We start from the raw sequence: 17,170 nt of genomic DNA, 5'->3' as shown, positions 1-17,170 counted from the left end.
TGCCCGCTAAAACATAAAACGGATAAATCGCTTGGAATTGCTTTATACCACCCTACTCTACCTTATTCAGCCGCTGGTATGGCTGCGATTGCTGCTGCGCAGCCGTAAGGCGCCGGCCTATCGAAAGCGCTGGGCTGAACGTTATGGCTATTGTCAGAACAAGGTAGCACCGGATGGGATTTTGCTGCATTCCGTTTCCGTCGGTGAGACGCTTGCAGCCATCCCGTTAGTGCGTGCGCTGCGCCACCGCTACCCTTCCCTGCCGATCACCGTCACCACCATGACGCCGACCGGCTCCGAGCGCGCCATGTCGGCCTTCGGCAAAGATGTTCACCACGTCTACCTGCCGTATGATTTACCCTGCGCGATGAACCGTTTTCTCAATACCGTTCAGCCGAAGCTGGTTATCGTGATGGAAACCGAGCTGTGGCCCAATATGGTCGCCGCGCTGCATAAACGTAAAATCCCGCTGGTCATCGCCAACGCCCGCCTGTCGGAGCGTTCAGCAAAAGGCTATGCCAAACTCGGCAAGTTTATGCGTCGCCTGCTCAGCCGCATCACCCTGATTGCCGCGCAAAACGAAGAAGACGCCAACCGCTTCCTGGCCCTCGGCCTGAAGCGCAACCAGCTGGCGGTAACCGGTAGCCTCAAATTCGATATCTCCGTGACGCCAGAGCTGGCGGCACGTGCCGTGACCCTGCGTCGCCAGTGGGCGCCGCACCGCAAAGTGTGGATCGCCACCAGCACCCACGATGGCGAAGAGCAAATCATCCTGCAGGCGCACAAAAAGCTGCTGGAGACCTTCCCTGATTTACTGCTGATTCTGGTTCCTCGCCACCCTGAACGCTTCGGCGATGCGCGAGACATGGTGCAGAAAGCGGGCATGCGCTTCACGCTGCGCAGCACCGGCGAAATCCCATCGAACGATACCCAGGTGGTGATCGGCGATACCATGGGCGAACTGATGCTGCTGTACGGCATTGCCGACCTCGCTTTTGTTGGCGGCAGCCTGGTTGAACGGGGCGGTCATAACCCGCTGGAACCGGCGGCGCACGCTATCCCGGTGCTGATGGGCCCGCACACCTTCAACTTTAAAGACATCTGCGCCAAGCTGCAGCAGGACGACGGCCTGATTACGGTGACCGACGTGAGTTCACTGGTCACCCAGGTATCTAACCTGCTGACCGACGAAGACTACCGTCTGTGGTACGGCCGCCATGCGGTGGAAGTGCTGCATCAAAACCAGGGAGCGCTTTCGCGTCTGCTGCATTTGCTGCAACCCTATCTTCCGCAGCGGAGCCACTGATGGCTCCCCGACTGTCCGTCGTGCTGATCGCCAAAAACGCGGCGGAGCTGCTGGCGGATTGCCTCGCCTCAGTGAGCTGGGCCGATGAAATCGTGCTGCTGGATTCCGGCAGCAGCGATAACACCGTCGAACTGGCCCGCAGCCTCGGCGCCACGGTCTACATCAACACCGACTGGCAGGGCTACGGTATTCAACGCCAGCGCGCTCAGGATTATGCGACCGGCGAGTATGTGCTGATGCTTGATACCGATGAGCGCGTCACGCCGGAGCTGGAGCAATCCATCCGCCGGGTTCTGGAAGCGCCTGACAACAGTGCGGTGTACAGCATTGCCCGTCGCAACTATTTCCTGGGTCGCTTTATGCGCCATAGCGGTTGGTACCCCGACCGCGTGATGCGTTTGTACGAACGCCGCCGTTTCCGCTATAACAATAATCTGGTACACGAATCCCTTGATGCCAAAGGCGCGCAGGTTATCGAACTGTCGGGCGATTTACTGCATCTGACCTGCCGCGACTTCTCCGGCTTCCAGCAAAAACAGCTGGCCTATGCCACCGCCTGGGCGCAGGAGCGCCACCAGAAGGGGAAGAAGACCTCGCTGGCGGGTATCTTTGGCCATACGCTGGGCGCGTTTGTCAAAACGCTGCTGCTGCGCGGCGGCGTGCTGGATGGTAAACAAGGCTGGCTACTCGCCGTGGTCAACGCGCAGTATACGTTTAATAAATACACCGAGCTGTGGGCGCTGAGCCGCGGCTACTCAGAGAAAGTGTAATTATGAGCACAAAAGCGATCTATCCTGGGACCTTCGACCCCATCACCAACGGCCATATCGATATCGTCACCCGGGCGGCCAGCATGTTTGACAAGGTGCTGTTGGCGATTGCCGCCAGCCCGAGCAAGAAGCCGATGTTCACCCTCGATGAACGCATCGCGCTGGCAGAACAGGCGACGGCGCATCTGGTCAACGTTGAGGTGATTGGCTTTAGCGATCTGATGGCTAATTTTGCTCGCGCCCAGCAGGCAAATATTTTGATTCGCGGCTTACGCGCGGTGGCGGATTTCGAATATGAGATGCAGCTGGCGCACATGAACCGCCATCTGATGCCGACACTCGAAAGCGTCTTTCTGATGCCGTGCAAAGAGTGGTCGTTTATCTCTTCATCGCTGGTGAAGGAAGTGGCGCGCCATCAGGGCGATGTGTCCCACTTTCTTCCTGCCAACGTGCACCAGGCGCTGCTGAAGAAGCTCTAGTCCTGCGCCATCGGGGTTATTCCCGGAGGCGGTGCGCTGCACCTGTCCAGTCTACCGGAGCAGGCGCAGCGCGAGCCGGGATCACACAACCACCACACGTTACTTCTGGCACTGGCGGCAATAAAAGGTCGCCCGCTGCGCATGTTTGCTGGCGATAATCGGGGTACCGCAGATGCGGCAAGGCTCGCCTTTGCGGCCATAGACCTGCAGTTCCTGGGCAAAATACCCCGGCTTACCGTCGCTTTGCAGGAAATCCTTCAACGTCGTTCCACCCTGCTCAATCGAACGCAACAACACCGCTTTAATCACCTTGACCAGCCGCTCACACTCTTCACGCGACAGCGACGAGGCCAGCCGATCGGGATGGATCCCCGCGGAAAACAGTGATTCGCTGGCGTAGATATTGCCGACGCCGACCACCAGCTTGTTGTCCATCAGCCACGGCTTAATGGGCGCTTTCTTCTTCGCGCACTTCAGCTGGAGATACTCTGCAGTGAAGGCATCGCTCAGCGGCTCCGGCCCCAGATGCGCCAGCGCCGGATGGCCCTCCAGCGCTTTGGTCCACAGCCAGGCGCCAAAGCGACGCGGGTCGGTGTAACGCAGCACATAGCCGTTGCTCATCACCAGATCCACATGGTCATGCTTTTCGGCGGGCAGGTCGTCCTTGAGGATGCGCAGGCTCCCGGACATCCCCAGATGGATGATGATCCAACCGTCGGGCAGTTCCAGCAGCAGATATTTGGCGCGTCGGCGTACGCTCAGCACCGGTACGTCGCTCAGGCGATAGATTTCGTCACTGACCGGCCAGCGCAGGCGTCCGTTGCGAATCACGGCGTGCTGGATGGTCGCGCCCACCAGATACGGTTCAATACCGCGACGGCTGGTTTCTACCTCAGGTAATTCAGGCATTTAATTTCCTCCGTTAACCTAACGTATTGTGATTCAGCAGCAGGCGTCTGGGAAGCAAATTCCCGGCAGGGGTTGTCCGCAAGTTTCCGTGGGACAAAAAGCAGAAAACCCCGCCGAGGCGGGGTTTCCTTTACATCGAAAACTAAAATTATTTGATTTTAGCTTCTTTGTATAAAACGTGCTGACGGACAACTGGATCGAACTTTTTCAGTTCCAGTTTTTCCGGCTTAGTACGTTTGTTCTTCGTGGTGGTATAGAAGTGACCAGTACCAGCAGAAGAAACCAGCTTGATTTTCTCACGAATACCTTTAGCCATGATTTATTTCCTCTTAGTACTTAGTACTTTTCGCCACGGGCACGCAGTTCGGACAGAACTGTATCGATGCCTTTCTTATCAATAACACGCATACCTTTAGCAGATACACGCAGGGTGACAAAACGCTTTTCGCTCTCAACCCAGAAACGGTGAGAGTGCAGGTTCGGCAGGAAACGGCGTTTGGTCGCGTTCAGTGCGTGGGAACGGTTGTTACCGGTCACCGGACGCTTGCCAGTAACTTGGCAGACTCGGGACATGTCTATTCTCCAAAAATCAAATTAGCTCGAGCTTCGTATGGGGTATTGGCGCCTCGTCAGGCTTTACAGCCCGGTCATCGCAGTTCTACACGTCATCTTTCAAGCTGCTTCAGCGTTGGCTCACCCAGGTCATGTACAGAGTACGTTCCCAGGGATTCACTCTCTTGCCGACTTGATGCAACCTGAATGATTGGGTGTCTAAGTGAACCATCGATTGCCAGGCCCAAATGCCAAACCCGAGATTCTCAAAGGTGGCGTAGTATACGCTGACTCGGCGATGTGCTCAAGTCCCGAACAGACAAAGATCCCGCGGGATCGCGTGATCGGGGCTAAATCCAGCCGCGCTCGGCAAAAGATACGTACGCACCGCGGCCGATTACAAGATGATCGAGCACTCGTATCTCCATGAAACCACAACACTTTACCACCCTTTCGGTAATCAGTCTGTCAGCCTTACTCGGCTCAGGACTACCGGACGGATGATTATGTGCAAGGATCACCGCAGCGGCGTTCACTTTGATGGCTTCGCGTACAATTTCTCGCGGATGCACCTCTACGTGGCTAAGAGTACCAGAAAAAAGCCGGCTATGTTTCAATACCCGGTTCTGATTATCTAAAAAGATCACGATAAAGATCTCCCGCTCTTCATGGGCCAGATGGCTTTGTAGAAACTCCAGCGTCATCATCGGCGTTTCCAGGGAGGGTTCCGCAATCAACCGCAGGCTAAAATAACGCCGGGCCAGTTCGGCAATCCCCTTCAGCTGAGCATATTTTGCCAGGCCAATCCCTTCGACCTCATTAAACCGGGCTTTATCCGCCGACAGCAGGCCATGAAGAGACCCGAAGTGCTTCAGCAGGTCTTCCGCATAGACCATGACATCTTTCTGCCGCGTCCCGGTGCGTAAAAACAGCGCCAGCAGTTCAATATCCGATAACGCTTCAATGCCATAAAGAGACATTTTTTCCCTCGGCATGAGGGCCTCGTCTGCATCCATAGCGCCTCTCCTTTCCAGTGCCGCCTATCCTGGCACAGCCCGCTGGCGCTGCCGACCACCACGTCGCCCGCTTGCGTAGCGTCTCGCAAAGTGAATGCCTGGTAGCCGCACGACGGCGACAGGATTGTGGTAAGATGCGCGGATTCTGGTGTACTGCAACAGGAAAGAATCATGATGAGTCTGGCTGGTAAAAAGATCGTTCTGGGCGTGAGCGGCGGCATTGCTGCTTATAAGACGCCAGAGCTGGTGCGCCGCCTGCGTGACCGTGGCGCGGACGTCCGCGTCGCCATGACCGAAGCCGCGAAAGCCTTCATTACCCCGCTGAGCCTACAGGCGGTATCCGGGTATCCGGTATCCGATAGCCTGCTCGACCCGGCTGCGGAAGCGGCGATGGGCCATATCGAGCTGGGTAAATGGGCGGACCTGGTTATCCTCGCACCGGCCACCGCCGATCTGATTGCCCGTGTCGCCGCCGGTATGGCCAATGACCTGGTCTCCACCATCTGCCTCGCAACCCCTTCTCCGGTTGCCGTCGTACCGGCGATGAACCAGCAAATGTACCGTGCCGCAGCCACCCAGCATAACCTGACCGTCCTTGCCTCACGCGGCCTGCTGCTCTGGGGCCCGGATAGCGGCAGCCAGGCCTGTGGCGATATCGGCCCGGGCCGTATGCTGGACCCGATGACCATCGTCGATATGGCAGCTGCGCATTTTTCGCCTGTCAAAGATTTGCAACATCTCAATATCATGATTACCGCTGGCCCTACCCGTGAGCCGCTGGATCCGGTGCGCTATATCACCAACCACAGCTCCGGTAAAATGGGGTTCGCCATTGCCGCCGCCGCCGCCAACCGCGGGGCGAACGTGACCCTGGTGAGCGGGCCGGTCTCTTTACCCACGCCGCCGCTGGTACAGCGCATCGATGTGACCACCGCGCTGGAGATGGAATCAGCAGTCCAGCAAGGCGCTCAGCAACAGCAGATTTTTATTGGCTGCGCCGCCGTAGCCGACTATCGTGCCGTGGCGATTGCTGAAGAAAAAATTAAAAAGCAAGGTGATGAACTCACCATCAGGATGGTCAAAAATCCGGATATCGTTGCCGGGGTAGCCGGACTGACGACTAACCGACCGTTTGTCGTTGGGTTTGCTGCCGAAACGAATAATGTGGAAGAATACGCGAGGCAAAAACGCGCTCGCAAAAATCTCGACCTGATTTGTGCTAACGATGTTTCGCAGCCTAATCAAGGATTTAACAGCGACAGCAATGCATTACACCTTTTCTGGCAGGATGGAGATAAGCGCTTACCACTTGAGCGCAAGGAACTCCTGGGCCAATTATTACTCGACGAGATCGTGACCCGCTATGATGAAAAAAATCGACGTTAAGATTCTGGACCCGCGTGTTGGCCAGCAATTTCCGCTGCCAACCTATGCCACCTCCGGTTCTGCCGGACTTGACCTGCGAGCCTGTCTCGATGACGCCGTAGAGCTGGCACCGGGCGCCACCACGCTGCTGCCGACCGGTCTGGCAATCCATATCGCCGACCCTTCTCTGGCGGCGGTGATTCTGCCGCGTTCCGGGCTGGGCCATAAGCATGGCGTGGTACTGGGCAATCTGGTCGGGCTTATCGACTCTGACTACCAGGGACAGCTGATGGTTTCCGTGTGGAACCGTGGTCAGCAGAGCTTTACTATTGAGCCCGGCGAGCGCATCGCTCAGATGGTCTTTGTACCCGTCGTCCAGGCGGAATTTAACCTGGTGGAAGATTTTGACGCCACCGAACGTGGCGAAGGCGGCTTTGGCCACTCAGGGCGCGCATAAGCCCGACCACAGTACATCCGCATCCCAAAGTGCATTAATGCAATAACATCACCGCAAACGACCGTTTGCGGTCACTTTGTGGATGCCTGCCTGACTAGTGCTTATTTTCAGGGGTATTTTAAAACATGGCAGAAAAACAAACTGCGAAAAGGAATCGTCGCGAAGAAATACTTCAGTCTCTGGCCCTGATGCTTGAATCCAGCGATGGAAGCCAGCGGATTACCACAGCGAAACTGGCGGCATCCGTTGGGGTCTCCGAAGCGGCGTTGTACCGTCATTTCCCGAGTAAAACCCGCATGTTTGATAGTCTGATCGAGTTTATCGAAGACAGTCTGATTACGCGCATCAATTTGATTTTAAAAGATGAAAAGGACACATCGGCACGACTTCGCCTGATTGTGCTGCTGATTCTTGGGTTTGGTGAGCGTAATCCTGGGCTGACGCGGATTTTGACCGGCCATGCGCTGATGTTCGAACAGGACCGTCTGCAAGGGCGGATTAACCAGCTATTCGAACGCATCGAGGTTCAGCTGCGCCAGGTGATGCGCGAAAAGAAAATGCGTGAAGGTGAAGGCTATGCCGTCGATGAAGCCCTGCTGGCCAGCCAGCTGCTGGCGTTCTGCGAGGGCATGCTGTCACGTTTTGTACGCAGCGAGTTTAAGTATCGTCCGACGGATGACTTTGACGCCCGCTGGCCGCTGGTCGCCGCCCAATTGCAGTAGTCCGCATCACGCTCTATGCAGCCCAAAAGGCTGCATCTCATTTTTGATTTATCTGTTATAAAGCCCAGGACAATTCGTTGAATTGCCAGATGTTTTCGGCTCGACCTCTCTCATAACATCCTTTGATTGCATCTTTTCAATGGACAAGGAGAAGGCTGATGGCGACATCACGGCGTGAATTGCTCAAACTGGGCGGTCTGGCGACCGCATCACTATTGCTCAGTCAAAAAAGTTTCGCGGCCTGGGCACCATCTGCACGTTATCCCGACCCACGCATTATGGCGACGGATGACAGCTTCCGCCGCTATATGCTTGCCAGCGCAAAAGTCGAACAGATCGCCACGGGCTTTCGCTGGGCGGAAGGACCGGTATGGTTTGGCGATACGCGTATGCTGCTCTGGAGCGATATTCCCAATAACGCCATCATGCGCTGGGATGAAGCCACCGGTGAAACCAGCGTCTTTCGTCAACCGGCAAACTACGCGAACGGCCACGCCCGCGACCGGCAGGGACGGCTGATTAGCTGCGAGCACGACACCCGCCGCATTACCCGCACCGAATACGACGGTACGATTACCGTCCTGGCCGACAGCTTTGACGGCAAACCGCTAAATTCGCCAAACGATATCGTCGTGAAGTCGGACGGCAGCATCTGGTTTACCGATCCGCCGTTCGGTATCAGCGGGTTCTATGAAGGACACAAAGCCACGCCGCAGTTGCCTCAGAACGTCTATCGGCTGGATCCAGAAAGCCGCAAGCTGAGCGTCATGCTGGGCGACGTAAAAGGGCCAAACGGACTCTGTTTCTCCGCCGATGAGAAAACGCTGTACGTCGTGGAGAGCCGTGCGACGCCAAACCGTCTTATCCTGGCGTGGGATGTTGTCGATAACACGTTGAAAAACAAAAGAGTGCACATTGACTGCGGTAACGGCACCGCTGACGGTATCGCCTGCGACATGGACGGGAATCTGTGGTGTGGTTGGGGAACCGGCAGCGAGGAGCTGGACGGGGTGCGCGTCTTCAATCCTCAGGGGAAAAACATCGGCATCATTCAATTGCCGGAACGCTGCGCGAACCTCTGTTTTGGCGGTGAGCAGCGCAATCGCCTGTTTATGGCCTCCAGCACCTCAATCTATTCGCTGTACGTCAATGCCCAGGGGGCAAAGCTGGTCTGAAACCGACCCGGCAGGTCGTTGCCTGCCGGGCTGAGGCTTATACCCCGTAGGCTTCGCGATAAGCCCGCACCGCTGCCAGATGCTCAGCCATCTCTGGCTTCTCTTCCAGGTAGGAAATCAACTCTTTCAGGGTGACGATGGAGATCACTTTACAGCCGTAATCGCGCTCAACTTCCTGAATCGCAGAGATGTCGCCACGCCCGCGTTCCTGACGATCCAGAGAAATCAGGACGCCCGCCAGTTCAGCGCCGTGCGCCTGGATAATTTCCATCGACTCACGAATCGCGGTGCCGGCGGTGATGACGTCGTCGACCAGCATAACTCGTCCCTGCAGAGTGCTGCCGACCAGGTTGCCGCCTTCACCATGGGTCTTCGCTTCTTTGCGGTTAAAGCAGTATGGCAAATCCAGATCGTGGTGTTCCGCCAGCGCTACCGCGGTAGTGGTCGCGATAGGGATACCTTTATAGGCCGGGCCAAACAGCAGATCGAAATCGATGCCGGAATCGACCAGCGCCTCGGCATAGAAACGGCCTAACAGTGCCAGATCGCGCCCGGTGTTAAACAGGCCGGCGTTGAAGAAATAGGGGCTCTTACGCCCGGATTTCAGCGTAAACTCGCCAAACTTAAGGACCTGTTTGCTAAGCGCAAACTCAATAAACTGGCGCTGATATAACTTCATAGAATAGCCCCTTACTATTTTCAGACAAAAAAAAGGCGACTTCTCAGTCGCCTTAAAAACTAGTTTTCTAACGCCGCTTTCTGCGTCGCCACAATGGATTCGATTCCCCCTCGGGCCAACGCCAACAGGGTGAGTAGCTCTTCGTGGGTAAACGGCTCGCCTTCTGCCGTGCCCTGCACCTCAATGATGCGACCGTCTTCGGTCATCACCACGTTCATATCAGTTTCCGCTGCCGAATCTTCGACATACTCCAGATCGCACAGCGCTTCGCCGTTGACGATACCGACGGAAACCGCCGCCACCATCCCTTTCATCGGGTTGCTTTTCAGCTTGCCGGCAGCAACCAGCTTATTCAGCGCATCGGCCAGCGCCACGCAGGCACCGGTAATGGATGCGGTACGGGTGCCGCCGTCCGCCTGCAGAACATCGCAGTCGAGGGTAATGGTGAATTCGCCGAGTGCTTTCAGGTCTACTGCTGCGCGCAGTGCACGTGCAATCAGACGCTGGATTTCCATCGTGCGGCCGCCCTGCTTACCTTTCGCCGCTTCACGCGCGTTACGGGTATGGGTTGCGCGCGGCAGCATGCCGTATTCTGCGGTGATCCATCCTTGTCCCTGACCTTTCAGGAAACGTGGCACACCTTCGTCGATCGACGCGGTGCACAACACTTTGGTGTCACCAAATTCGACCAGCACGGAGCCTTCTGCGTGTATTGTATAGTTACGGGTCAGGGTGACGGGACGCACCTGATTAGCGCTACGACCTGCTGGACGCATAATGTTATCTCCGGCTTGAAACGAATGTGGCGCGCATTATACACAAATTCATGCAGTATGCATCGAGGCGAGAAGCACCTGACAACATAGATAAAATGTGTTTCCGGCATTGCGGTGCCGCCAGGCACGAGGCTGTCAGAAGGATAACGTGTATATAGCGATAATGCTCGCTTATTCCTATCCTGACAGGCCCCTGAAAGCTATAATCCACCTCACTCTCCTTTAAAAACAGGAACGTCTATGATCCGCAGTATGACCGCCTATGCCCGGCGAGAAATCAAGGGTGACTGGGGCAGCGCCGCGTGGGAACTGCGCTCGGTAAACCAACGATACCTGGAAACCTATTTCCGCCTGCCGGAGCAGTTCCGTAGCCTGGAGCCCGTTGTACGTGAGCGCATTCGTTCGCGCCTGACCCGTGGCAAAGTAGAATGTACCTTACGCTTTGAACAGGATCCCAGCGCTCAGGGCGAGCTGATTCTGAACGAAAACCTCGCTAAACAGCTGGTCAATGCCGCCAACTGGGTCAAAATGCAGAGCGACGAAGGCGAAATTGACCCGGTGGATATTCTGCGCTGGCCTGGGGTGATGGCAGCCCGTGAGCAGGACCTCGACGCGATTACCGCTGAAATTTTGTCCGCCCTGGACGGTGCGCTGGATGATTTTATCGTCGCCCGCGAGAGCGAAGGCCAGGCGCTGAAAACCCTGATCGAGCAGCGTCTCGACGGCGTGACCGCCGAGGTGACAAAAGTCCGCGCCCATATGCCGGAAATCTTGCAGTGGCAGCGTGACCGCCTGGTCTCGAAACTGGAAGATGCAGAAGTACAGCTGGAAAATAACCGCCTCGAACAAGAGCTGGTTCTGATGGCACAGCGTATCGATGTGGCCGAAGAACTGGACCGTCTGGAAGCGCACGTTAAAGAAACCTGGAACATCCTGAAGAAGAAAGAGGCCGTTGGCCGTCGTCTCGACTTTATGATGCAGGAGTTTAACCGCGAGTCGAATACCCTGGCGTCAAAATCCATCAATGCGGAAGTGACCAAATCCGCCATCGAACTGAAAGTGCTGATCGAGCAAATGCGCGAGCAGATTCAGAATATCGAGTAATCGCTTTTGCTGGCTCTCTGCATAGTGAGCCAGCATTATTTTTTCTTATCTGTTTTTTCGCCATCGACCCACAATCATCCCTGAATGACTCGCCATATCCAACCTCATACATTAGTTTTTCCTGGGGAAAACGCTTCGCCTTAGAAAATCTCAATCGTGATCTTGCGCACAAATCGCTAACCTTCCCGGCATCACTGTGGGGGATCTATGCTGCTTCATATTCTTTATTTAATTGGTATCACCGCCGAAGCGATGACCGGTGCTCTGGCGGCCGGGCGCCGCCGGATGGATACCTTCGGCGTCATTATCATTGCGACCGCAACCGCACTGGGCGGTGGTTCAGTCCGGGATATCCTGCTGGGACACTACCCGCTCGGATGGGTCAAGAACCCGGAATACGTCATTATTGTTGCCGTTGCCGCGGTACTCACCACCATTGCCGCGCCGGTGATGCCCCATTTACGCCGTTTGTTTCTGGTCCTCGACGCCCTGGGCCTGATCGTCTTCTCCATCATCGGTGCACAGATTGCGCTGGATATGGGAGAAGGGCCGGTCATCGCCTCCATCGCGGCAGTGGTCACCGGGGTATTCGGCGGCGTATTGCGGGATATGTTCTGCAAACGCATCCCACTGGTGTTCCAGAAAGAACTGTATGCCGGCATCTCATTTGCCGCTGCTATCCTCTATATCGCCCTGCAACACTACGTCAGCAGCCACGATGTGGTGGTTATCTCCACCCTGTTGTTTGGCTTTACCGCCCGCATGCTGGCGCTACGTTGGAAGCTGGGACTGCCCGTCTTCAACTACAACCATAGCGCTCACTGATCGCGTCAAAACCCCGGAATACCTTGCCTGCCGAGCCAGTACGCCAGCGCGGCAACCTCCGGGTGCTGAAGAAAAATGACCAGCTGTCGGGCGCGCTCTGCGCCCACCCCAGGCAGGCGCTGCCACTGCGCTTCATTGCGCGCCTGGAGCTGCTGCCAGCTCTCCCCCGCCAGACCGGCCAGCGCCACCTGAGGAATCGGTATCCCCATTGCCTGTATCCAGCGCAGAAACGGCTGCTCGCGAGCCAGATTAAACTGATGCCATAACCGCTGTCCCCGTGCCGCAGAGATCCCTGGAATCCGCGCCAGCTGCTGGGGGGTTAATGTCAGCCAGGAGAAAAGATGCTCCAGCGGGTGGGTAAGCTGAATGGTCCGCCATACCGACTCCCCGACACCATCAAGATTCAGTATCGGTTTTGACGACAGCCAGACCAGCCGGGAGAGAAACTGTTCACTGCAGCCAGGCGCCAGGAAATAACAGCTCAGTGGCGTATAACGTTCCGCCGGCGGCTGCGGTTTATCCCGCGGGCTTACCCGCCATACCACGCGGTCGATACGCGGAATACCCTGGCCTGCCAGGCTGATCTGCAACTGGTCGCCGCGGCCAATATCCAGACGCTTCCAGCGAGACAGCGACCCGACACTCACCCGCTGAACCAGCTTGTCATCCAGGCGCTCCGGTTCCAGCCGGGCCACCACGGCAATGTTGCCGCTGCGCCCGATGCGAAACTGGATGTCGCGGACCTCCATCAGCCGCGACATCGGCGGATATTTCCATGCGACTACCCACTCTCCCTGCCCTGGTGACCAGTATCGCCCGGCGGGCTCCTGCCCACGGCGCACAACCACGCCATCGGTAGCAAATGGCAGCGCTGAGGTTAGCCAACGCCCGCGCCACTGTTCCACCTGCCGCACGGTGGTTACCGGCTGCGAAAAACGGGCGCTATGGTGAAATCCGCCTTCTTCCAGCAGCTTCAGGCGCTGACGCATGTCCTGGGGACCATCTGGCCACGCCCAGATAAAAAGACCCAGGCCCGCCAGCTGGCCGGGGGATTCCCGGCGCATCATCATCCCGGCGACTTTCGCCCGGGCGTTCATGCCCCCCATCTGCTTCTGCACATGCCCGGTATGCTGCAGGAAAATCTCGCCCTGCAGCACGCTGTTCGCCAGTTCGCCTTGCGTGATCGCGGGAATCGCCGGGATCTGCCGCACTTTGTCCGTCCACGCCTCGCCGCTGCGCCCGTTTCCGCGGCTGATGGCCTGAACCAGTCGCCCGTCGCGGTACACCAGCGTCACGGCCACACCATCGACCTTCGGCTGTACCCAGAGATCCGTTTTACCGCGCATCCACCGGGCAACGTCGGCCTTATCCGCCAGTTTACGCACGCCGGTATGCGCAACCGGATGGCTGGCCGCTCCGGTTGCCGGCGGCGGGTCATCGTCACGGGGAGAGGCAATCGACGCGCAGCGCTGCCACTGCTGCAATCGCGCCAGCAGCTGATCGTAGACGTCGTCGCTGACGTCGCTGCGCCCTTCCCGCCAGTAAGCATTGTTCCAGTCTGTGACCTGCTGATTCAGGCGAGCGATTTCCTGCTCGGCCTGCGCCTGCGGCCACTCGGGACACGCCGCCTGCCCGTATTCCATCACCAGCCACAGGCCGATTGCCCAGATCCCTTTCTGCATGATCCCGCCTCCTGTTTTGCTCGCGGTCATTGTGTCGGAGAAGGTATTTTCCAGGCGATGGGCGATTTTTCAGGTTGCGATCGGGCTTCCTGACTTTGTCCTTCAGCGCTGCAAGACGCAGCGAAATCAGGGAAACGGCAGGCAAAATGAAAGAAACAGAAGCAAAATGTGTGACAGGGACTGCGTCACAGTGCAGCGCCGTGTATAATAGGCTCGTATGTAGTTTCTCTTTCGATCATCACATACAAAAGACTCTCATGGCTCAAGGCACGCTTTATATTGTTTCCGCCCCAAGTGGCGCGGGTAAATCCAGCCTGATTCAGGCTTTATTGAAAACCCAACCGCTGTACGACACCCAGGTTTCTGTTTCACATACCACGCGCGCGGCGCGTCCGGGTGAAGTGCACGGTGAACACTATTTCTTTGTTAATCACGACGATTTCAGAGCGATGATTGCCAGAGATGCATTTCTTGAGCACGCAGAAGTATTTGGCAACTATTACGGCACCTCGCGCGAAACCATCGAGCAGGTACTGGCAACCGGCGTCGACGTGTTCCTCGATATCGACTGGCAGGGTGCTCAGCAAATCCGTCAAAAAATGCCGGGCGCGCGCAGCATTTTCATTCTGCCGCCGTCAAAAGATGAGCTTGACCGCCGCCTGCGTGGCCGCGGCCAGGACAGCGAAGAGGTGATCGCAAAACGTATGGCGCAGGCTGTTGCAGAAATGAGCCATTACGCGGAATATGATTACCTTATTGTGAATGATGATTTTGATACCGCCTTGAGCGATCTGAAAAACATTATTCGCGCCGAACGTCTGCGCATGAGCCGCCAAAAGCAGCGACATGGCGCTTTAATCACCAAACTGTTGGCAGACTGAACCCACATTCAGTATCATGCCCAGTCATTTCTTCATCTGTGGAGCATTTTAAGTATGGCACGCGTAACTGTTCAGGACGCTGTAGAGAAAATTGGTAACCGTTTTGACCTGGTACTGGTCGCCGCGCGTCGCGCTCGTCAGATGCAGGTAGGCGGAAAAGATCCGCTGGTTCCGGAAGAAAACGATAAAACTACCGTTATCGCGCTGCGCGAAATCGAAGAAGGTCTGATCAACAACCAGATCCTCGACGTCCGCGATCGTCAGGAACAGCAAGAGCAGGAAGCCGCTGAATTACAAGCTGTTACCGCTATTGCTGAAGGTCGTCGTTAATCACGCAGTGGGTCGCCCTTGTATCTGTTTGAAAGCCTGAATCAGCTGATTCAACACTACCTGCCGGAAGAGCAAATCAAGCGTCTTCGGCAGGCCTATCTCGTTGCACGTGACGCTCACGAGGGCCAGACACGTTCAAGCGGTGAACCCTACATCACGCACCCGGTGGCGGTAGCCTGTATTCTGGCCGAGATGAAACTCGACCACGAAACGCTGATGGCTGCGCTGCTGCATGACGTGATTGAAGATACCCCTGCCACCTACCAGGACATGGAGCAGCTCTTTGGCAAAAGCGTTGCCGAGCTGGTAGAGGGGGTATCGAAACTTGATAAGCTCAAGTTCCGCGATAAGAAAGAGGCGCAGGCCGAAAACTTCCGCAAAATGATTATGGCGATGGTGCAGGATATCCGCGTCATCCTCATCAAACTCGCCGACCGCACCCACAATATGCGTACGCTGGGCTCGCTTCGCCCGGACAAACGCCGCCGCATTGCCCGTGAAACGCTGGAGATCTACAGCCCGCTGGCTCACCGTTTAGGTATCCATCACATCAAAACCGAGCTCGAAGAGCTGGGCTTTGAAGCGCTGTACCCCAACCGTTATCGCGTAATCAAAGAAGTCGTCAAAGCGGCGCGCGGCAACCGTAAAGAGATGATTCAAAAAATCCTCTCCGAAATTGAAGGGCGTCTACAGGAAGCGGGAATCCCCTGTCGCGTCAGCGGTCGCGAAAAGCATCTGTACTCCATCTACTGCAAAATGGTGCTGAAAGAGCAGCGTTTTCACTCGATCATGGACATCTACGCCTTCCGCGTGATCGTGCATGATGCCGATACCTGTTACCGCGTGCTTGGCCAGATGCACAGCCTTTACAAGCCCCGTCCTGGTCGTATGAAAGATTACATCGCCATTCCGAAAGCGAACGGCTATCAATCTTTGCATACCTCGATGATCGGCCCGCACGGCGTGCCGGTTGAGGTACAAATTCGTACCGAAGACATGGACCAGATGGCAGAAATGGGGGTCGCGGCACACTGGGCTTATAAAGAGCACGGTGGCGAAAGCAGCACCACCGCGCAAATCCGCGCGCAGCGCTGGATGCAGAGCCTGCTGGAACTGCAGCAAAGTGCCGGTAGCTCGTTTGAATTTATCGAGAGCGTCAAATCCGATCTGTTCCCGGATGAGATTTACGTTTTCACCCCGGAAGGACGCATTGTCGAACTGCCCGCTGGCGCCACGCCGGTGGACTTCGCCTATGCAGTGCATACCGATATCGGTCATGCCTGCGTTGGCGCGCGCGTCGACCGCCAGCCGTATCCGCTGTCACAGTCGCTCTCCAGCGGCCAGACGGTGGAAATCATCACTGCGCCGGGCGCACGTCCGAATGCCGCGTGGCTGAACTTTGTCGTCAGCTCGAAAGCGCGCGCCAAAATTCGCCAGTTGCTGAAAAACCTCAAGCGCGATGACTCCGTCAGCCTGGGTCGTCGTCTGCTCAACCATGCGCTGGGCGGCAGCCGTAAACTGGCCGAAATTCCGCCGGAGAGCATCCAGCGCGAACTCGAGCGTATGAAGCTGGCGAGTCTTGACGACCTGCTGGCAGAAATCGGTCTCGGCAACGCCATGAGCGTGGTGGTGGCGAAAAACCTGCAACAGGGCGAAACCACCGTCAGCGCGCCGGCACAAGGAAACGCTTCAGGCCACGGTCATCTGCCGATTAAAGGCGCCGACGGGGTTCTGATTACCTTTGCGAAGTGCTGCCGTCCGATTCCTGGCGACCCGATTATCGCCCACGTCAGCCCTGGCAAAGGCCTGGTCATCCACCATGAGTCCTGCCGTAACATTCGTGGCTACCAGAAAGAGCCCGAGAAGTTTATGGCCGTCGAGTGGGATAAAGAGACCGCGCAGGAGTTTATTACCGAAATTAAGGTGGATATGTTTAACCACCAGGGTGCACTGGCGAATCTCACCGCGGCGATTAACACCGCCTCCTCCAATATTCAGAGCCTGAATACGGAAGAAAAAGATGGCCGCGTGTACAGCGCCTTTATCCGCCTCACGGCGCGCGACCGCGTGCATCTGGCGAATATCATGCGCAAAATTCGCGTCATGCCGGATGTGATAAAAGTCACCCGTAACCGCAACTAG

General features: G+C 56.6%; 19 protein-coding genes. 12 read left to right on the top strand and 7 right to left on the bottom strand.

All coding sequences use genetic code 11. From position 1 onward, the window contains the following. Nucleotides 1–31: 31 nt before the first annotated feature. From waaA to coaD, 3 genes are read left to right on the top strand one after another with little or no spacing between them, the layout of a single operon-like run. Nucleotides 32–1,306, top strand: coding sequence for a lipid IV(A) 3-deoxy-D-manno-octulosonic acid transferase (waaA, locus tag EDF82_RS19230; protein ID WP_123757108.1), 1,275 nt, complete (start codon nucleotides 32–34; stop codon nucleotides 1,304–1,306). After that, entirely contained in the window at nucleotides 1,306–2,076 is a 771-nt protein-coding gene (locus EDF82_RS19225) for a glycosyltransferase family 2 protein (protein ID WP_123757107.1), read from the top strand. Before waaA ends, EDF82_RS19225 begins: the two co-directional genes overlap by 1 nt. 2 nt (nucleotides 2,077–2,078) lie before the next feature. Next, nucleotides 2,079–2,555: a pantetheine-phosphate adenylyltransferase gene (gene coaD, locus EDF82_RS19220; protein ID WP_100682896.1), complete on the top strand. Its 477-nt coding sequence runs from the start codon at nucleotides 2,079–2,081 to the stop codon at nucleotides 2,553–2,555. A gap of 99 nt (nucleotides 2,556–2,654) precedes the next feature. Here the strand turns inward: coaD and mutM are convergent, their stop codons facing one another. The 4 genes from mutM to radC all read right to left on the bottom strand — a co-directional run bounded on the left by mutM (nucleotide 2,655) and on the right by radC (nucleotide 5,032). Beyond that, a complete protein-coding gene (gene mutM / locus EDF82_RS19215) occupies nucleotides 2,655–3,464 on the bottom strand; it encodes a bifunctional DNA-formamidopyrimidine glycosylase/DNA-(apurinic or apyrimidinic site) lyase (RefSeq protein ID WP_123757106.1) in 810 nt (269 codons plus the stop codon). Between the two features lie 148 nt (nucleotides 3,465–3,612). Further along, nucleotides 3,613–3,780: a 50S ribosomal protein L33 gene (gene rpmG, locus EDF82_RS19210; protein ID WP_003024094.1), complete on the bottom strand. Its 168-nt coding sequence runs from the start codon at nucleotides 3,778–3,780 to the stop codon at nucleotides 3,613–3,615. Nucleotides 3,781–3,800: 20 nt separating this feature from the next. After that, the gene (gene rpmB / locus EDF82_RS19205) at nucleotides 3,801–4,037 is read right to left on the bottom strand and encodes a 50S ribosomal protein L28 (protein WP_002436699.1); all 237 of its coding nucleotides are present in this window, start codon (nucleotides 4,035–4,037) and stop codon (nucleotides 3,801–3,803) included. Nucleotides 4,038–4,366: 329 nt separating this feature from the next. Continuing rightward, nucleotides 4,367–5,032 (bottom strand): DNA repair protein RadC, encoded by a 666-nt coding sequence (radC, locus tag EDF82_RS19200; protein WP_123757105.1) that lies wholly within the window; start codon nucleotides 5,030–5,032, stop codon nucleotides 4,367–4,369. Between the two features lie 174 nt (nucleotides 5,033–5,206). Here radC and coaBC point away from each other — a divergent pair, with 174 nt between their 5' ends. From coaBC to EDF82_RS19180, 4 genes are all read left to right on the top strand, one after another. Further along, on the top strand, nucleotides 5,207–6,418 hold the full coding sequence (gene coaBC, locus EDF82_RS19195; protein WP_123757379.1) for a bifunctional phosphopantothenoylcysteine decarboxylase/phosphopantothenate--cysteine ligase CoaBC: 1,212 nt from the start codon (nucleotides 5,207–5,209) through the stop codon (nucleotides 6,416–6,418). Continuing rightward, on the top strand, nucleotides 6,396–6,854 hold the full coding sequence (gene dut / locus EDF82_RS19190; protein ID WP_004868951.1) for a dUTP diphosphatase: 459 nt from the start codon (nucleotides 6,396–6,398) through the stop codon (nucleotides 6,852–6,854). Before coaBC ends, dut begins: the two co-directional genes overlap by 23 nt. Nucleotides 6,855–6,979: 125 nt before the next feature. Further along, the gene (slmA, locus tag EDF82_RS19185) at nucleotides 6,980–7,576 is read left to right on the top strand and encodes a nucleoid occlusion factor SlmA (protein WP_123757104.1); all 597 of its coding nucleotides are present in this window, start codon (nucleotides 6,980–6,982) and stop codon (nucleotides 7,574–7,576) included. Between the two features lie 158 nt (nucleotides 7,577–7,734). Beyond that, nucleotides 7,735–8,751 carry an SMP-30/gluconolactonase/LRE family protein gene (locus EDF82_RS19180; RefSeq protein ID WP_123757103.1) on the top strand — a complete coding sequence of 339 codons (1,017 nt, stop codon included), beginning with the start codon at nucleotides 7,735–7,737 and terminating at the stop codon, nucleotides 8,749–8,751. Nucleotides 8,752–8,788: 37 nt separating this feature from the next. On the opposite strand, the gene pyrE is transcribed toward EDF82_RS19180, so the two are convergent. After that, entirely contained in the window at nucleotides 8,789–9,430 is a 642-nt protein-coding gene (gene pyrE, locus EDF82_RS19175; protein ID WP_123757102.1) for an orotate phosphoribosyltransferase, read from the bottom strand. A 59-nt stretch (nucleotides 9,431–9,489) separates the two neighbouring features. Further along, on the bottom strand, nucleotides 9,490–10,206 hold the full coding sequence (rph, locus tag EDF82_RS19170; RefSeq protein WP_004868954.1) for a ribonuclease PH: 717 nt from the start codon (nucleotides 10,204–10,206) through the stop codon (nucleotides 9,490–9,492). Between the two features lie 240 nt (nucleotides 10,207–10,446). Between rph and EDF82_RS19165 the strand changes: the two genes are divergently transcribed. Then, a complete protein-coding gene (locus EDF82_RS19165) occupies nucleotides 10,447–11,310 on the top strand; it encodes a YicC/YloC family endoribonuclease (RefSeq protein WP_123757101.1) in 864 nt (287 codons plus the stop codon). A gap of 207 nt (nucleotides 11,311–11,517) precedes the next feature. Continuing rightward, a complete protein-coding gene (locus tag EDF82_RS19160; RefSeq protein WP_123757100.1) occupies nucleotides 11,518–12,135 on the top strand; it encodes a trimeric intracellular cation channel family protein in 618 nt (205 codons plus the stop codon). A 5-nt stretch (nucleotides 12,136–12,140) separates the two neighbouring features. Here the strand turns inward: EDF82_RS19160 and ligB are convergent, their stop codons facing one another. Continuing rightward, nucleotides 12,141–13,817: an NAD-dependent DNA ligase LigB gene (ligB, locus tag EDF82_RS19155; protein WP_123757099.1), complete on the bottom strand. Its 1,677-nt coding sequence runs from the start codon at nucleotides 13,815–13,817 to the stop codon at nucleotides 12,141–12,143. A 257-nt stretch (nucleotides 13,818–14,074) separates the two neighbouring features. Here ligB and gmk point away from each other — a divergent pair, with 257 nt between their 5' ends. Genes gmk through spoT form a run of 3 tightly spaced genes read left to right on the top strand, consistent with a single transcriptional unit; the run spans nucleotide 14,075 to nucleotide 17,170 of the window. After that, complete coding sequence (gene gmk, locus EDF82_RS19150; protein WP_123757098.1) at nucleotides 14,075–14,698, top strand: guanylate kinase; 624 nt, start codon at nucleotides 14,075–14,077, stop codon at nucleotides 14,696–14,698. Nucleotides 14,699–14,752: 54 nt separating this feature from the next. After that, on the top strand, nucleotides 14,753–15,028 hold the full coding sequence (gene rpoZ, locus EDF82_RS19145) for a DNA-directed RNA polymerase subunit omega (protein WP_004868966.1): 276 nt from the start codon (nucleotides 14,753–14,755) through the stop codon (nucleotides 15,026–15,028). 18 nt (nucleotides 15,029–15,046) lie between these two features. Further along, entirely contained in the window at nucleotides 15,047–17,170 is a 2,124-nt protein-coding gene (spoT, locus tag EDF82_RS19140; protein WP_123757097.1) for a bifunctional GTP diphosphokinase/guanosine-3',5'-bis pyrophosphate 3'-pyrophosphohydrolase, read from the top strand.

Origin of the sequence: Klebsiella sp. BIGb0399 (assembly GCF_003752615.1) — a bacterium.
GTDB classification, from domain to species: Bacteria; Pseudomonadota; Gammaproteobacteria; order Enterobacterales; family Enterobacteriaceae; genus Klebsiella; species Klebsiella lignicola.
Note: the sequence above shows the minus strand (reverse complement) of the source record. Positions and strands in the feature narration are given on the sequence as shown.

Bases quoted from the DNA above. Each gene is read 5' to 3' on its own strand.
- rpmB (WP_002436699.1), bottom strand. From the start codon at position 4,037: ATGTCCCGAGTCTGCCAAGTTACTGGCAAGCGTCCGGTGACCGGTAAC.
- pyrE (WP_123757102.1), bottom strand. From the start codon at position 9,430: ATGAAGTTATATCAGCGCCAGTTTATTGAGTTTGCGCTTAGCAAACAG.
- rpoZ (WP_004868966.1), top strand. From the start codon at position 14,753: ATGGCACGCGTAACTGTTCAGGACGCTGTAGAGAAAATTGGTAACCGT.
- dut (WP_004868951.1), top strand. From the start codon at position 6,396: ATGATGAAAAAAATCGACGTTAAGATTCTGGACCCGCGTGTTGGCCAG.
- rph (WP_004868954.1), bottom strand. From the start codon at position 10,206: ATGCGTCCAGCAGGTCGTAGCGCTAATCAGGTGCGTCCCGTCACCCTG.
- mutM (WP_123757106.1), bottom strand. From the start codon at position 3,464: ATGCCTGAATTACCTGAGGTAGAAACCAGCCGTCGCGGTATTGAACCG.
- gmk (WP_123757098.1), top strand. From the start codon at position 14,075: ATGGCTCAAGGCACGCTTTATATTGTTTCCGCCCCAAGTGGCGCGGGT.
- rpmG (WP_003024094.1), bottom strand. From the start codon at position 3,780: ATGGCTAAAGGTATTCGTGAGAAAATCAAGCTGGTTTCTTCTGCTGGT.
- EDF82_RS19165 (WP_123757101.1), top strand. From the start codon at position 10,447: ATGATCCGCAGTATGACCGCCTATGCCCGGCGAGAAATCAAGGGTGAC.
- EDF82_RS19160 (WP_123757100.1), top strand. From the start codon at position 11,518: ATGCTGCTTCATATTCTTTATTTAATTGGTATCACCGCCGAAGCGATG.
- slmA (WP_123757104.1), top strand. From the start codon at position 6,980: ATGGCAGAAAAACAAACTGCGAAAAGGAATCGTCGCGAAGAAATACTT.
- EDF82_RS19225 (WP_123757107.1), top strand. From the start codon at position 1,306: ATGGCTCCCCGACTGTCCGTCGTGCTGATCGCCAAAAACGCGGCGGAG.
- radC (WP_123757105.1), bottom strand. From the start codon at position 5,032: ATGGATGCAGACGAGGCCCTCATGCCGAGGGAAAAAATGTCTCTTTAT.
- EDF82_RS19180 (WP_123757103.1), top strand. From the start codon at position 7,735: ATGGCGACATCACGGCGTGAATTGCTCAAACTGGGCGGTCTGGCGACC.
- coaD (WP_100682896.1), top strand. From the start codon at position 2,079: ATGAGCACAAAAGCGATCTATCCTGGGACCTTCGACCCCATCACCAAC.
- coaBC (WP_123757379.1), top strand. From the start codon at position 5,207: ATGAGTCTGGCTGGTAAAAAGATCGTTCTGGGCGTGAGCGGCGGCATT.
- ligB (WP_123757099.1), bottom strand. From the start codon at position 13,817: ATGCAGAAAGGGATCTGGGCAATCGGCCTGTGGCTGGTGATGGAATAC.